Raw genomic sequence first — 13,466 nt, 5'->3', positions numbered from 1 at the left:
GAGAAACGCTAATATGTATTTATTAGCGTTTTACACTGCTTTTTAAACTTTGGAAGACCATTTCTAATAATCCATTCTACTATGGCTAGATTAACACCTTCATAGTCATGAGCTATGTAGGTTCTAACATCATACATACCTTTGACATCATTATCGTCGAATGCACTTAGAATATCATCTGCATGTTCTTTTTTTAGTTTGTTAAATTGTTCAGCAATTGCAGTAAGATGCATCAATATTGCTGGTCTGTCTGTTACATAATCTTCGAGTGCTCTTGTAATGCTTCCAGAGTTATCTACTATTTGTTCTATATAGTCAATTTTCTCAAGGATGAGATAGACTTTACTAATAGATTCTTTAGACATATATCGCTCTATCTATAATAAACTTCTTACCTGTTTTTCCCATACCTGTACTATCTGCTAGATCAACAGGCAAGCCTAGCGCTAAGCTTAGCTCTGCTTGTATTTCATGGATACGTTTGATAGAACCAAAACCGTATTTACTTGCAAAGGCTGGTGTTGCTTCTACAAGAATATCTACATCACTGTCCGCATTCTCTTCATCACGAGAATAAGAACCGAAAAGTGCTTTAATCAAAAAACCTTCTTTTTGGTATTTAGCTTTAACATTTGTAAGATAATTAAGTATTGATTCTTTATTCATAATTAGGATTATACCATTTTTTTATACCATTAAAAAACTGGTATATCAACTACCTGTGTTGTCTGTGTAATATTCGACATATATACTAAAAGTACTAGTTGACAGCTACAAAAATTTAGTAATACCCTTATAATTAGCTCAGTTGTTAGGTCACGCAAATACACAAATGGTTTTTGATGTTTATGTGAAATATCTAGACAATTTTAATAGTAATTTTGATAGAAGTATAAATATTTATAAATAGATAGTTTAGGGTGTGCAAGAAATTTTCTTAAATTTTAGAAGGTGCTTGAAAGTGCATAAAATAGGTCTTCAGTGGTGGACGAGACCACTCACACATAGCTCTACAGCACCTCAGAATAGGCACTTTAAAGAAAAAATTTCAAAAAAAGGTAACACATAGGTAACACTACGTAAGTTTTAGATACATCCATTCATGCTTATCGGTCATATACTTAAAGTGCATTGACTGATAAAAAGAGATTAAACTTTCATGTTCTTTACCACCGTCAGGACGCAATATTAAATACCTTACTCCAGCAAGTCTTGCTATCTCTTCAGCCGTTTGTATCGCGTAATAAAGAAGTGATGTAGATACCTTTTCTTCTAAATGTTCATATATTTTATTTCTATGTTCATAATCTACAAAAAGGTAATCAATAATTACAGAGGGGAATGACTTTTCATCAAGTTCTAACTTTCCAACAGACAAAGCAACTAAGCCTAACGTTCCTTTAATACTTTTTGTTGAATCAGTAACTTTTGTAACAAGTGTATTTCCTAAAGATGCATCAGATAAAGTTTGCAATAAAATAGCTTTTTCTCTTTGACCTCTAGTCGGATGATAAGAAAAAGAGTCAGATATTATTTGTTTCGATTTTTTGCAACTAGCGGATGTAAGTTGCTTGAACGTGTATTGCAACAATTACTAAACTCTTTGAATATTGAGTTTAATACCCATGACTTTTTTTAAAAACTCTCTCGGAACGTCAGCATTCTCAATTCTTTGAGCATCACCACCTTTAAGCTTAGGTACTTTTACTAATTTAACTTGTTTTTGTTTTTCATCATAAGAATATACCATTTCAGTGAGCCTCCATTCAATTAAATAAATTACAAAACTTTGTAACTTTGTAACTTTGTAACTTTGTAACTTTGTAACTTTGTAACTTTGTAACTTTGTAACTTTGTAACTTTGTAACTTTGTAACTTTGTAACTTTGTAATTGTATCATATTTTTATACCATTTAAAAACTACAATGTCAAGCATTTGCGTTATCTGTGTAGTTTCTGCGTGACTTGTGTAATCACGCAGACTTGAGTTTACACAAGCGTTCGTATGTATCATAAACTAGGGCTCTTACTCCACTCTAAAATATAAAACTTATGATCTGTCTGCGTTACACAAAGAGTAACCGTCTGCGTAATCTGCGTAGTGGTCTGTGTAATATAAAATTAATCTGTACACAATCAAGTTTTATGAGTTTATCTTTGAGTTTTATCTCTCTTCCTCACACCCTACCCTTAAAAAGTGTATAAACGTATCAATCTCATTTTGAAGACTCTTTAAATCCCTATATTTAGGCTTTTTAGTCCATTTTAGATTGATACAACGTTTATACAAGTTATACAAAGGTGTATAAGTGTATTAATACAAAAAAGTTGAGATTGATACAAAACGTATAAGTTGTATCAATCTTGTATCAATCTCAAAGGGGTATAAAGAGGCTATAAAGCCCTATATATAGGAATATATATTTTATTTTTTTATAGACTTATACGTTTATACACTATTTCACTATCTCTCTTTTTAGCACTCCCTACTATATCATCATAAATGAAAAAAATGTTTTGATATAATTGTGAATATTTAGGAGAAAAAATGAATGCACTACTTAATAAAAGTTATATCAAATATCCTCTAGCTGTATTAGTGGGTTTGTCTATTGCAGTTTTTTTTGATTGGATGGATGGCGGACTTCAATTTACATTGAACTAAAATCAAGCCAGTGCATCTATGCACTAGCTTTGAAAATCAACTATTTATATTTATATAGTTGATTATGCGTGCCTATTCTGACAAGTTCTACTTCTTCATCATAGCACTTAAATATTATTCTCAAGTCAAAACTTAAACGAAATGAGCTATAACCTAGCCATTCACCTTTCAACTTTTTAGTTGGGATATTTTTATTATCATTTCTCAATGCATTAATAAATATGTTCAATAATGTCTTATGAGCCAAACTTAATTGTGTATTCTTGAAGTCTTTGATATACTTCTTACTTGTTTTAATAATCATGGTTTTGAACGTCCTTGTTCTTAATCATAATGACTCTCCGAGTCATGATTGTGTTGTCGGACGGCAATCCGACACCTCAATGTTTATCTACTATTCATATTTTTTTTCACCTCCTAAAATTGATTTTTCTCTTTGTCTTTGAGCATTTTTTCTGCATCTTGGACTATTATATTTTTGCCTCCCAGTTAAAACACGCCCACAACCGCAAGCACATCTTTTTTCTTCCCGGACAGTCACAATATTTTCTCCTCGATCAGTCACAGATTTGTTCTGCTGCAAAGTCACATTAGTTTGACCTGGAACAGTCACAGCTTTTACAGACCGTGCAATCACACGTCCCATTGAAAGAGGAACACCGTTACCGACAACTTTCTTTTTACCTTTTACATTGAAATCAGGCAAATCATAATCACTTGGTAAACCTTGAATATGACAAAGCTCTTTAAAACTTCTATCGTCAGATGCCAAAGCACAACCGCCTAAAATGTTTTCACTCATAGTTCCGCGAGGTATATCAAGATATAAATCATTCTTAGAACCAAACTGAATATGACGAAGACGAGAATAATCATCATACCAACCTTGATTAATATCTATTCGTTGATGATTATAAGATTCTAAAGTTATACACATATCATTAATATCGCCTAAGTTTTTTTCATACAGGTAAGTCACAGAACTGTTAAGGAGCTCAGTCACATCTGGAACACCTTTGACGTTTTCCAAAAGATACCAGTCAGGTTCACATTCATTTGCAACTCTAAGAAACTCATAAACCATTTCTAAAGAGTAATCGCCTTTATCACGCTTCAAACCTGAAAAGTCTTGACAAGGAGAACCGCCAATGACACCATTAAATTTATTTTTCATACCTGTAAAGTCACGGATGTCCTGACCTGTAATCAAATCACCTGCACTTACAACACAAAAACCTGCTTCACGAAAAGCTTTATCAAGCAATCCTACACCACTAAAAAGACTTAATACTAATTGCATCTTAAAACTCCTTTTTTATATCCATGGGTACTCCACAACCCGACCCGTAACCCAGTTCATTATCCCGTCCACTAAGAATAAAAACACCATTGGAAGCCCTATGGCACGGTTTTGGGCTATTTATGGCTTACTTAGGTATTCCGTGCGTTCTAGCTTTTGGGAAATGAGCATTCCTGTGCTTATCAGGTAGTCAATTTTCTCTTTATCTATACCTCTGATATTATTTGCCTCTGACCTAGTTATTTTTTTATGTTCTGACCTATCAATCTTTCTATGAACTTTCACTGCTATATCATCTAGTTTGAAATTGAGCTTGTTAGAGTTCTCAAAAAGTTGCAGTAGCTTATGGCTCTCATTACGGAACAGTTCCATAATCTCCAGTGCTTCATAAAAGTACTCATCGCCAATTGTAAGCATGTTATCACTTGCTATTACATCTACTAGATTGTCTGCGTTGTTAAATATGTAGCTAATGAGCATAAACTTCAACACATAAGTACTTAACCTGTACGAAGCTGTAGCCTCTTCATCTGTTTCTGTATCATAAACAGTTTTAGAATACTCATTGAACCATTCTGTATGTTTTTGTCTAGCCTTATCAGACAACTTAAATATAACTGTATCTGCACTACTTTCAAACATTTTTATGATGAATTCTCCGACTGCAGAATATCTTTTAGTATTTATATGAAATGCACTGTTTATCTGTAGAGGTTTAAAGTCATGTCTTGAATTTACACTAAAAAGGTATCTAGCCATAAAACCACTAGCGACATCATTCTTTTGAGCTACATCTAAGAGCCATGGCTTAGTTATTAGGCCTACTTCACTAAGTATGGGACTGTGGAGTATTATAGTTCCGCCATTAACTAGCTCTTTATGGTACGTCTCTCCATCAAAGATAGAAGTCTTCAAGGCTTTATACGCTTGGTTCGCATTTGTAAGCTCTAGCTCTGCTTTCATTTCATCGAAGTAAACTACTCCACCGTTAGGATTATGCTCTAAACTTTTTATCTTTGCCTCTGGTGTTCCACCTGCATGAAATATTATCTGCTCTAGTGTAGGTGGTTCTGGTTCATCTGTTTGTAGCTTTTCTTCTTTTGGTAAAGCCAAGTAACCTTTATGAAGTGTTTTAAAGTCTATCTTTCTTTCTGCATACTCACTATAAAACTCTTTTTGCATATCTCCAAATATACAATCCTTAGCTACTCTATACAAGGTTGATTTAGCAGCCAAAGATGATGGAGCTACTATCATGGACCATATAACCGGTGGAACTGTTAAATTGATACTATTAGTTATTTTTGCTCTAGCTCCGATAAGCCCAGCCATTGATGGAAGCATTACAGACCATACCATAGAGTCTGGAGAATCATTTATACTTTTAAGATCTGCTAACAGACTCTTCATAAATGGAGTAATATATTTATACTCTTGTACAGTGGCTTTTTGTACCTCATCCTTAACATACATATTTTTTGCAGATGCAATGATTGAGTTTAGTTTTTGTAAGTCAATCTTTCCACCTTGGAAATGTAATGTTGCCTCATACACTTCTCTATGAATATGCAGTTCTTGTAGCTCTTTTATATAGTTCATTATATAGTGATGTGGAGCAAAGGAGAGGATAAGTAGCATTACTTCTTCGTTAAATTTACCATCTCTTACAAGAACTCTCTTTATAAGCTCTTCATCCAGTGGCTTTTCTTGCACATTAAGCTCTAACATAGCGTTGTATATATCTCTATGCGTGGGTAAGTAAAATGTACTTATCTCTAACTCTTTTTTATACTCACTAAACTTCTCTGGGGCAAACAACAATCCATTTAGAACTGCTTGTTCTGCTACTATGTTATAATTCTCATTCATGATTCAATTTACAAGAGCAAACTCTCACTGCTCTTGTTTTTCCCCTATATATAAATTTTTCATCTGTTGCACCTCCCTGTGCTTTATCAAGTATGCTTCTGTTTAAACTATAACAAGTTAATTATTTTCACTTTTTTTGTATGTACATGAAACTAAATTCTCTTTTATGAAGTCAATAATCGCTACTTCATGCTCATTTGTTGTCATATTCTCAAACTCTTTTGGATACTCTGTTTTCATGTGAACTTCATACGAAGCCATGATATTAGTTAAGTGATGATTTACCCTCTGGTATGCTCCACTATTTAACAACTCAGTTAAGTGATCACTGTAATCATCTATATCTATTCCATAGAAGTGCTTTTCCATAATGCTTTTAATTACATCACTTACACAACTTTTTTGTATGTCATGGTTAAAGGTATCGTTTATATACTCTACTAATAGCTTCACAACCTCAACATCACTCTTAAATGCATCCATGAGCATTTCATACTCTTTAGTGATGATAAGTTCAGCTTTAGGAGTTCCTAACATACCTCTAGCAATAGAGAAAACACTACTACCTCTTTTTAGACTTCCTTGGATATGAGAAAGAACATCTTCTAAGCTCTCTTGTCCCAGATACATTCTAGAGTTCATAATCAACTCCTGAAGCCATTGGATGACATCTATTTGCAGTTTCTGCCAATTGAGGTTTTTTGATATGGGTATATATCTGTGTGGTTATAAGACTTGAATGTCCTAGTAGTTCAGATACTACGCTTACATCAGAGCCATTTATTATCATGTGTGTAGCGAAATGATGTCTAATACTATGTGGATTAAGACCCATAGATTTTTTAAGTAATTTATATACAGATATTCTAGTTAGTTGATTGCCTTTATAGTTTACAAAAAAGCATTTCTCAAATGGAAAAGGACATACTCTCATATACTCATCAATTGCTTCTATAGCTACTTTAGCTATTGGAACATATCTATCTTTTGAACCTTTACCACTATCTATACGTACCCAATTATTCTCATTTATATCACTTCTATTAAAACTTAATACTTCTGATACTCTCATACCTGTTGCATATAAAAGCAATGCAAGTGCATAGTCTCTCTTAGGTATCCAATCATCTGACATAGCAGATTGTTTTTTTACTACATCAATTCTTCTCATAAACTCATCTTGCTCTAAGATGTTAGGCAGTTTACGACCACCTTTAATATATGGAATATTTATTTGATTCATATCTGGATATACATTTTTAGAAAGATGTCTCATAAAAGCTCTTAACGAGCTACAATGTTGATTCTTAGTAGAACTAGACATATGTGAGTATTTTTTTAAGTACTCCATTACTGTAGGAGTACCTATAGACTCTAAATCATCCACAAACTCAATAAATGACTTAGCTTCTTGCGTATATAGGTCTATTGTAAGTTTAGCAAGACCTTTGATATGTGTGTGTTGTAAGTAGTTGTCATAGATAACTTGTTTTTGGGCTTCCATTACGAAGCCTTTGGTGCAGTTTCTACTTTTGTTTTTTCTATCTCAGCCAATACTTCTGACTCTTTATAAAAAACTTTTTTACCATATTTATAAAAGGGGAAACCTATTTTCCTACTTCTATTATTAGATAATGCTTTTAAACTAAAACCTGTTAAATTTGCCGTTTCTTGTGGTGATAAGAAAATGTTTTTTTTATCAATACTATCCGTATTCATATAACATCCTTTTTATTTAGATGTCATATAGTACCTTATATGAGAATGAAAAGTCAAGTAAATAAATTTAATGTCATATAAAAACGATTAAACTACATGCTTACATATTCTATTTTTTCTTGTGCTTCCTTTTTAGCTCTATATACTTGAGATAGATTGCCATTGTATAAATTATTCGCTAAGTACTGAGATACATCATTCTGAAGTTCATCTAACACACGTTCTTTTTTTTGAATATCTTCAAGGTTATTCATTAATAATATGCTTAAATCATATACAAACAATCTATCTCGTTCTGCACTTCTATGCACTCTTTTGTATCTATGTTTAAAGTTTTCAATTGATTCATCTGTAAATTTTAATTTTGAATGAAACAATGTTAAGAATTCTTGCTCTGATATAGTTCCAATTTTTTCTCTTATCGTAGTATATAATTTCCAGTCAATTCTAGTTCCATCTTTTTTTGTTATTTGCATACTATGGATTGTAAAATGTTCATGAAATGAGTCATATTCATTCATTCTATCTGCATGTTCAATTTCTTCATCAAAAACAACTAAGAACTTGTCACTCCTAAAAAGGTAAAGAATTATAAAATCTACCACATCTAATTTATTGTAGTATTCAAAATATCCTTCATAGAACTTTTTCCAACTATCAACTGAATTACGATTAATACTTCCCAGAAAATTTATAGTATTCAGCAAATGATATTCTGGGTAATCTTTTTCAGTCATAGAGGTTACATAATTATCTGTTTTTAATTTTTCCCATACATTAATTGGAACTAGAGCATATGTCTTGTTTCCATCTTCATCTACTACGTAACTAATCATTTTTAATCCTTGTATCTATTTTCTTTATATATACATTCATTTTACTACTCTTTTTAAGTCCAGTCTCTAAGTTGTTTACATGCTCTTGTACAGCTTCATCTGCTATGTCTATATATCTTTGGGTTGTCTCTATATTTTTATGGTTCATTTGTTCTTTTATTATAGCTACTGGAACTCCGTTCATTGCCATTACTGTACCAACATTATGCCGTAAACTATGTAACGGTCTATAGTCTCTTGGAAGTCCAGCCATGTCTGCCATTCTACGTGCATGGTAACTAAGGTATGGTGCTTTTACAGCCTCATGTGCATGTTCAAATATATACACCTTTGACTTTCCACGCTGTCTCTCTAGTATTTCTATGCTTGAAGTTGAGAGCATTTTCTTTTCATCACGTCCACTCTTTGCGTCACGTAGAGTTAGATAAGTTTCTTCTTTGTTGTAGTCTGTCCATTTGAGTTTCAAAGGCTCTGAGCGTCTCATACCGGTAAAGTAAATCAACTCCACTATATCTGATACAACTCTATACGGATACTGCTCTATCACAGCTAAATAGTTTTCTCTCATCTCGTCAGAATATATCTCTGTTACTTTATGCGCTACTCTTGGTATAGGAACTCTTATAGACTCTTGTGACTTGATAAGGTTTAACTTACTAGCATACTTTACAGCACGATTGTAAAAGCTCTCTACCTTTGTGTATGTGATGTGTTTAACTCCACGACTTCGCATACTTGCATGAACTTTTTTAAGGTCACTTACCGTGATGTTAGATATCTCCATATCATCAAGTATTTTTAGGTCGTTATATCTGTATTTATCTTGTTGGATTGATTTGTTATTTTCATGATCATCTATATATCTTTTAGCAGCTTCTCTAAATGTAAGTTGTTTAGTATTTGGTAGGTCGTTTCCATGTCTTATGGATACTACTCTCTCTGAGCGAATATTTCTTGCGAACTCTGCACTTATGCCATCAGACAACCAACCTATCTTTTCATTTTTAGAACGACCGTTTAACCGATAACGAATCTTAAATGATTTATCTGGTTTACCATTGTGCTTCTTCTTGCGTGAGTAACGGAAATATACACCGTCATACTTTGTGGAATAGTCTTTATCATACTGTATATCTTTATTTATTGCCAAAATTTCGTCCTTGAAAAAAAGGTAACACTGTTTTTATAAAAAAGGTAACAAATAGGTAACAGCGAAATAGTATTAAAAGGATTATAACGGAACTAAAAGGAATATGCAAACTTCTGTAAAGTGCTTAAATAGGGTTAAAAGGAATTAAAAGGATTGTACTTCAAGTGGTGGACGAGGAGAGGTTCGAACTCTCGGTACAGTTACCCGTACGCATCCTTAGCAGGGATGTGGTTTCAGCCGCTCACCCACTCGTCCATTTGAAGACGGGAATTATAATCGTTTTTGTATAACAATTAGCTTAAATCAAAGAAGTTTATATTATAATTTTTTAAAGCACTAAAAGGAAGATATTATCAAACTCTTTATATATTTTTTATTCACTACTTTACTAATGGCAAATCCCTACCCTAACTTTACAAAAAAAGATTTTCTATACATCCAAAAAAAAGCAGGAAAAATAGCAAAGAACAGAGCCCAAGATTACCAAAAGACAATATCTTCATATAAAAAGCTTCCAAAGAAAGAGCAGTTAGCAAAAGTAAACTTCTATTTAAACCAATTACTACCCCAATATGATGATGTAATGCAAAAACAAGAAGATTATTGGGCAACTCCGAAAGAGTTTCTTATTACAGGATATGGAGACTGTGAAGACTATGTAATAATAAAATACTTTTCTCTAATAAAACTAGGGTTTGATAAAAAGAAACTCTATTTGACTACTGTTCATGAAAAGTATATTGGTGGTTATCATATGGTTTTAAGCTATTTTGAAAAAGAAGGCGAATCACCTCTGATTTTAGACAATCTCAGCTTTAGGATACTTAAACTTGAAACTAGAGAAGATTTAGAAGTAGACACTTTTATAAATGCAAGTGGAGTCTATAAGATAGATAAAAACAACAAACTATATAAAGTCCAGAGTTACTCTCCCAAGTTTCAAGAGCTACTTAGAAAAGTAAAAAAAGAGCGTTAAAGTTTTTCTAAGATCTTAGCAACAACTTCTGCAGGATTATTAGCTTGGTATATTGGGCGGCCAACAACTATGAAGTCAACCATAGCGCTCTGAGCAAAGGCTACATCTGCAACTCTCTGTTGATCTCCTGCATCTTCACCAAAAGGACGAATACCAGGAGTTAGAGTCATAAACTTTTTTGAAGTGATACCTTTTATAGATTCACTCTCGTAAGCTGAACATACAACACCGTCAAGTCCACTATCATATGCATCTTTTGCAAACTGATCAGCCTTAGATGCTATTGTCTTTTCATAAACTTCTACAAATTCATCTTCACTAAACGATGTAAGAGCCGTTACAGCCAAAACTATAGGTCTTGAAGGATAAGAGCTTAGTCTATCCATTACACCACTCATAGCACGCTTACCTGCAGATGCGTGAACATTGAACATATCGACGCCAAGTCCCATAATAGACTCAGCAGCATCTGCCATAGTATTTGGGATGTCATATAATTTTAAGTCTAAAAATATTTTAAAATCAGGATTTATCTTTTTAATAGCAAGCAGAAACTCTTCACCATCACGAATATAAGTACGAAGTCCGACTTTAAGCCAGACATCGTACTCTTTAATTTTTTCTATTAAGTCTAAGTTCTCTTCTTTTGTAGGTAAGTCAAGTGCTACACATAACTGCATCTATACTCTCTTTATTTTATTTATGAAAGTATAACAAATATTAAGTTTTAAACAGCTCTAATTGATTGGTTAATTTATGCGTCATATTAGTTAAATGAGCAACTGCATCTGTAATCTCATGAACACTCTCTCCGTTTGAAATAGATATATCATTGATATGATCTATTTTTTTGGAAATATGTTCCATATGTTTTCCGGCTTTCTCAAAGTCTTCAACACTCTTATCACTCGCTATTGTTGCCTTATTTACTATATCTGTTGTTATGTTGATTTTGCTCTCAACATTTGTAGAAACTAAAGCAAGCTCTTCCATCTGTTTTGAGTTTAGATTCATACTGTCACTAGCTGAGTGCGTAGCTTGAACTATCAGATTTATCGTAGCATTTATCTCGGATAATGACTTTTGCGTTCTCTCTGCAAGTTTACGGACTTCATCAGCAACAACAGCGAATCCACGACCATGCTCACCTGCACGGGCAGCTTCAATGGCAGCATTAAGTGCAAGAAGATTTGTTTGATCTGCAATATCTGAAATAACACTAAGTACATCTTTTACCTGTTCACTATCCTGAGAAAGTGCCTCTATCTTATGGGCAAGATCAACTTCTGACTCTGCACTTCTTTGTACTTTTTCTGTAAGGTCTACTATCTCTTTTCTTGCATCGTTTAACATATTACTAGCTTCTAAAATCTCTTCTTTACTAGACTTAGAATCTTCAATAGCTCTCAATATCTCATTTATCATCTCAGCAGTGCTCTGCGTAGTCTCTTTGATGATATCTACTGATGTATGAACATTATTACTAACAACATGAGATGTAGTAGAGAGTTCTTGTGAAACAGATGCATTTTCAATTGCTCCGCTTCTAGCTTCATATATTAGAGAGTTTAGTGATCCCATAAGAGAGTTAAATGCCAAACCTATTTGAGATATCTCTTTTGGTGTATTTGTATCTATTTTAATAGTCAAATCTCTATCTTTTGATATCTTACTCATAACCTCTTCAAGATTTATAATATGCTGTGTGATACCATTTTTAATTAAGAAATATACACTTCCCATAAAGATGATTAAAATTATTAATGCCGAACTCACCACATTAAATATTATCGTGTCAATATTATCCGAAGCATCTTCTTTTATCTTGTCTATTTTTGGTTTTATACTGTCTACTAAGTCCTGTTTGTATGCTCCTGTACCTATAACCCATCCCCATGGCTTAAAGAGTTCAACATAAGATACTTTATCCTCTGCATCTTTTGAACCTGGTTTTGGCCAAACATAATCAACATAACCACTACCCTTTTCGCTCGCTGTCTTAGCAAACTCAGAAAACACCAATACACCATTTTTATCTTGGAGTTTTGAGAGGTCTTTACCGTTTAGTTCAGGATTTACAGGATGTTCTACTATAACAGCTTTTAAATCATTTACCCAGAAATACCCATTATCTCCGTATCGCATCTGAGATACTATTTTTAGAGCATCTTTTTTTATTAGATTAACTCTATCTGATGTATATTCCCCTGTTCCTATTACCCAGTTAAAAGGTTTAAAGAGTTTAACAAAAGATATCTTTTCCTCTGCATCTGTTGAACCTGGTTTTGGCCAAACATAATTTACAAAGCCACTTCCACTATCCTTTGCAACTTTAGCAAACTCACTAAAAAGCTTCACCCCATTTTTATCTGCCAAACTTGACATGTCTTTAGCGTTTAGTGTCGGCTTAATAGGATGATCAATTATCACAGCGTCAAGATCATTTATCCAAAAGTATCCATCGTTCGCATATCTAGTTGTACTGATAATATTTTTAATATGATTTTTGAGTTCACTGTTTGATAGTCTATTTCTATTTTTCTCATATTCACTCTCTACTATGAAAAAAAGAAGCTCCATCTGCTGTGTCAAACCACTTGAAACTTCTTTTTTTACATTTTCAACTGATGTTTTTTCATAAAAAGAGTTTAGTGTTTTTACAACAATAGATGTAAACATCTTTAACTCATTCTTTTTTACATCGTAAGTTTCATTTGTATAGTTTTCTATATTTTTACCTGTAGCAATATTTACTTCATTTACGAACTGTAAAGCAAGTGCTATAGACATAAAAAACATTGCACTAAATATAAGAATCTGTAATCTCAACTGAATAGATAATTTCATAATATGACCTTTGTTATATAATAAAAAGTAGTATAACTATATTATTCTTAATGATAATTGAATGGTTATTCATTTATTTTATATTGATGAGTAGAATGGAAAGT

15 protein-coding genes and 1 tRNA gene are annotated in these 13,466 nt (G+C 32.9%); 1 reads left to right on the top strand and 15 read right to left on the bottom strand.

All coding sequences use genetic code 11. The features are described from left to right. Nucleotides 1-8 precede the first annotated feature (8 nt). The 13 genes from ABZC13_RS01610 to ABZC13_RS01550 all read right to left on the bottom strand — a co-directional run bounded on the left by ABZC13_RS01610 (nucleotide 9) and on the right by ABZC13_RS01550 (nucleotide 9,794). Nucleotides 9-365, bottom strand: coding sequence for a DUF86 domain-containing protein (locus ABZC13_RS01610; protein ID WP_372999015.1), 357 nt, complete (start codon nucleotides 363-365; stop codon nucleotides 9-11). Beyond that, the gene (locus ABZC13_RS01605; protein ID WP_372999012.1) at nucleotides 358-666 is read right to left on the bottom strand and encodes a nucleotidyltransferase family protein; all 309 of its coding nucleotides are present in this window, start codon (nucleotides 664-666) and stop codon (nucleotides 358-360) included. The genes ABZC13_RS01610 and ABZC13_RS01605 overlap by 8 nt, the downstream gene beginning before the upstream one ends. A gap of 409 nt (nucleotides 667-1,075) precedes the next feature. Further along, complete coding sequence (locus ABZC13_RS01600) at nucleotides 1,076-1,474, bottom strand: hypothetical protein (protein WP_372999009.1); 399 nt, start codon at nucleotides 1,472-1,474, stop codon at nucleotides 1,076-1,078. Nucleotides 1,475-1,594: 120 nt separating this feature from the next. Beyond that, nucleotides 1,595-2,014 carry a hypothetical protein gene (locus tag ABZC13_RS01595; protein ID WP_372999006.1) on the bottom strand — a complete coding sequence of 140 codons (420 nt, stop codon included), beginning with the start codon at nucleotides 2,012-2,014 and terminating at the stop codon, nucleotides 1,595-1,597. A gap of 691 nt (nucleotides 2,015-2,705) precedes the next feature. Then, nucleotides 2,706-2,969, bottom strand: a complete 264-nt coding sequence (locus ABZC13_RS01590; RefSeq protein WP_372999003.1) for a type II toxin-antitoxin system YafQ family toxin — start codon at nucleotides 2,967-2,969, stop codon at nucleotides 2,706-2,708. Between the two features lie 90 nt (nucleotides 2,970-3,059). Then, nucleotides 3,060-3,929, bottom strand: coding sequence for a DNA cytosine methyltransferase (locus ABZC13_RS01585; RefSeq protein ID WP_372999000.1), 870 nt, complete (start codon nucleotides 3,927-3,929; stop codon nucleotides 3,060-3,062). Between the two features lie 156 nt (nucleotides 3,930-4,085). Next, on the bottom strand, nucleotides 4,086-5,834 hold the full coding sequence (locus tag ABZC13_RS01580) for a DUF3987 domain-containing protein (protein WP_372998997.1): 1,749 nt from the start codon (nucleotides 5,832-5,834) through the stop codon (nucleotides 4,086-4,088). Between the two features lie 117 nt (nucleotides 5,835-5,951). Further along, nucleotides 5,952-6,476 (bottom strand): hypothetical protein, encoded by a 525-nt coding sequence (locus tag ABZC13_RS01575; protein ID WP_372998993.1) that lies wholly within the window; start codon nucleotides 6,474-6,476, stop codon nucleotides 5,952-5,954. Beyond that, nucleotides 6,466-7,338, bottom strand: coding sequence for a tyrosine-type recombinase/integrase (locus tag ABZC13_RS01570; RefSeq protein WP_372998990.1), 873 nt, complete (start codon nucleotides 7,336-7,338; stop codon nucleotides 6,466-6,468). Before ABZC13_RS01570 ends, ABZC13_RS01575 begins: the two co-directional genes overlap by 11 nt. Beyond that, complete coding sequence (locus ABZC13_RS01565) at nucleotides 7,338-7,553, bottom strand: hypothetical protein (protein ID WP_372998987.1); 216 nt, start codon at nucleotides 7,551-7,553, stop codon at nucleotides 7,338-7,340. Before ABZC13_RS01565 ends, ABZC13_RS01570 begins: the two co-directional genes overlap by 1 nt. Before the next feature lie 92 nt (nucleotides 7,554-7,645). Continuing rightward, complete coding sequence (locus ABZC13_RS01560) at nucleotides 7,646-8,389, bottom strand: hypothetical protein (protein ID WP_372998984.1); 744 nt, start codon at nucleotides 8,387-8,389, stop codon at nucleotides 7,646-7,648. Next, entirely contained in the window at nucleotides 8,382-9,539 is a 1,158-nt protein-coding gene (locus tag ABZC13_RS01555) for a tyrosine-type recombinase/integrase (protein ID WP_372998981.1), read from the bottom strand. Before ABZC13_RS01555 ends, ABZC13_RS01560 begins: the two co-directional genes overlap by 8 nt. A 165-nt stretch (nucleotides 9,540-9,704) precedes the next feature. Next, a tRNA-Ser gene (locus ABZC13_RS01550) sits at nucleotides 9,705-9,794 on the bottom strand. A gap of 136 nt (nucleotides 9,795-9,930) precedes the next feature. Here ABZC13_RS01550 and ABZC13_RS01545 point away from each other — a divergent pair. Further along, nucleotides 9,931-10,515, top strand: a complete 585-nt coding sequence (locus ABZC13_RS01545; protein ID WP_372998978.1) for a transglutaminase-like cysteine peptidase — start codon at nucleotides 9,931-9,933, stop codon at nucleotides 10,513-10,515. Here the strand turns inward: ABZC13_RS01545 and pyrF are convergent. Together pyrF and ABZC13_RS01535 are read right to left on the bottom strand one after the other, a co-directional pair. Beyond that, nucleotides 10,512-11,195 (bottom strand): orotidine-5'-phosphate decarboxylase, encoded by a 684-nt coding sequence (gene pyrF / locus ABZC13_RS01540; RefSeq protein WP_372998975.1) that lies wholly within the window; start codon nucleotides 11,193-11,195, stop codon nucleotides 10,512-10,514. The two genes, ABZC13_RS01545 and pyrF, sit on opposite strands and share 4 nt — an antisense overlap. Before the next feature lie 40 nt (nucleotides 11,196-11,235). Further along, nucleotides 11,236-13,362 carry a methyl-accepting chemotaxis protein gene (locus ABZC13_RS01535; protein ID WP_372998972.1) on the bottom strand — a complete coding sequence of 709 codons (2,127 nt, stop codon included), beginning with the start codon at nucleotides 13,360-13,362 and terminating at the stop codon, nucleotides 11,236-11,238. Nucleotides 13,363-13,466 lie beyond the last annotated feature (104 nt).

Source organism: Sulfurimonas sp., from assembly GCF_041563035.1.
Taxonomy (GTDB): Bacteria; Campylobacterota; Campylobacteria; order Campylobacterales; family Sulfurimonadaceae; genus Sulfurimonas.
Note: the sequence above shows the minus strand (reverse complement) of the source record. Positions and strands in the feature narration are given on the sequence as shown.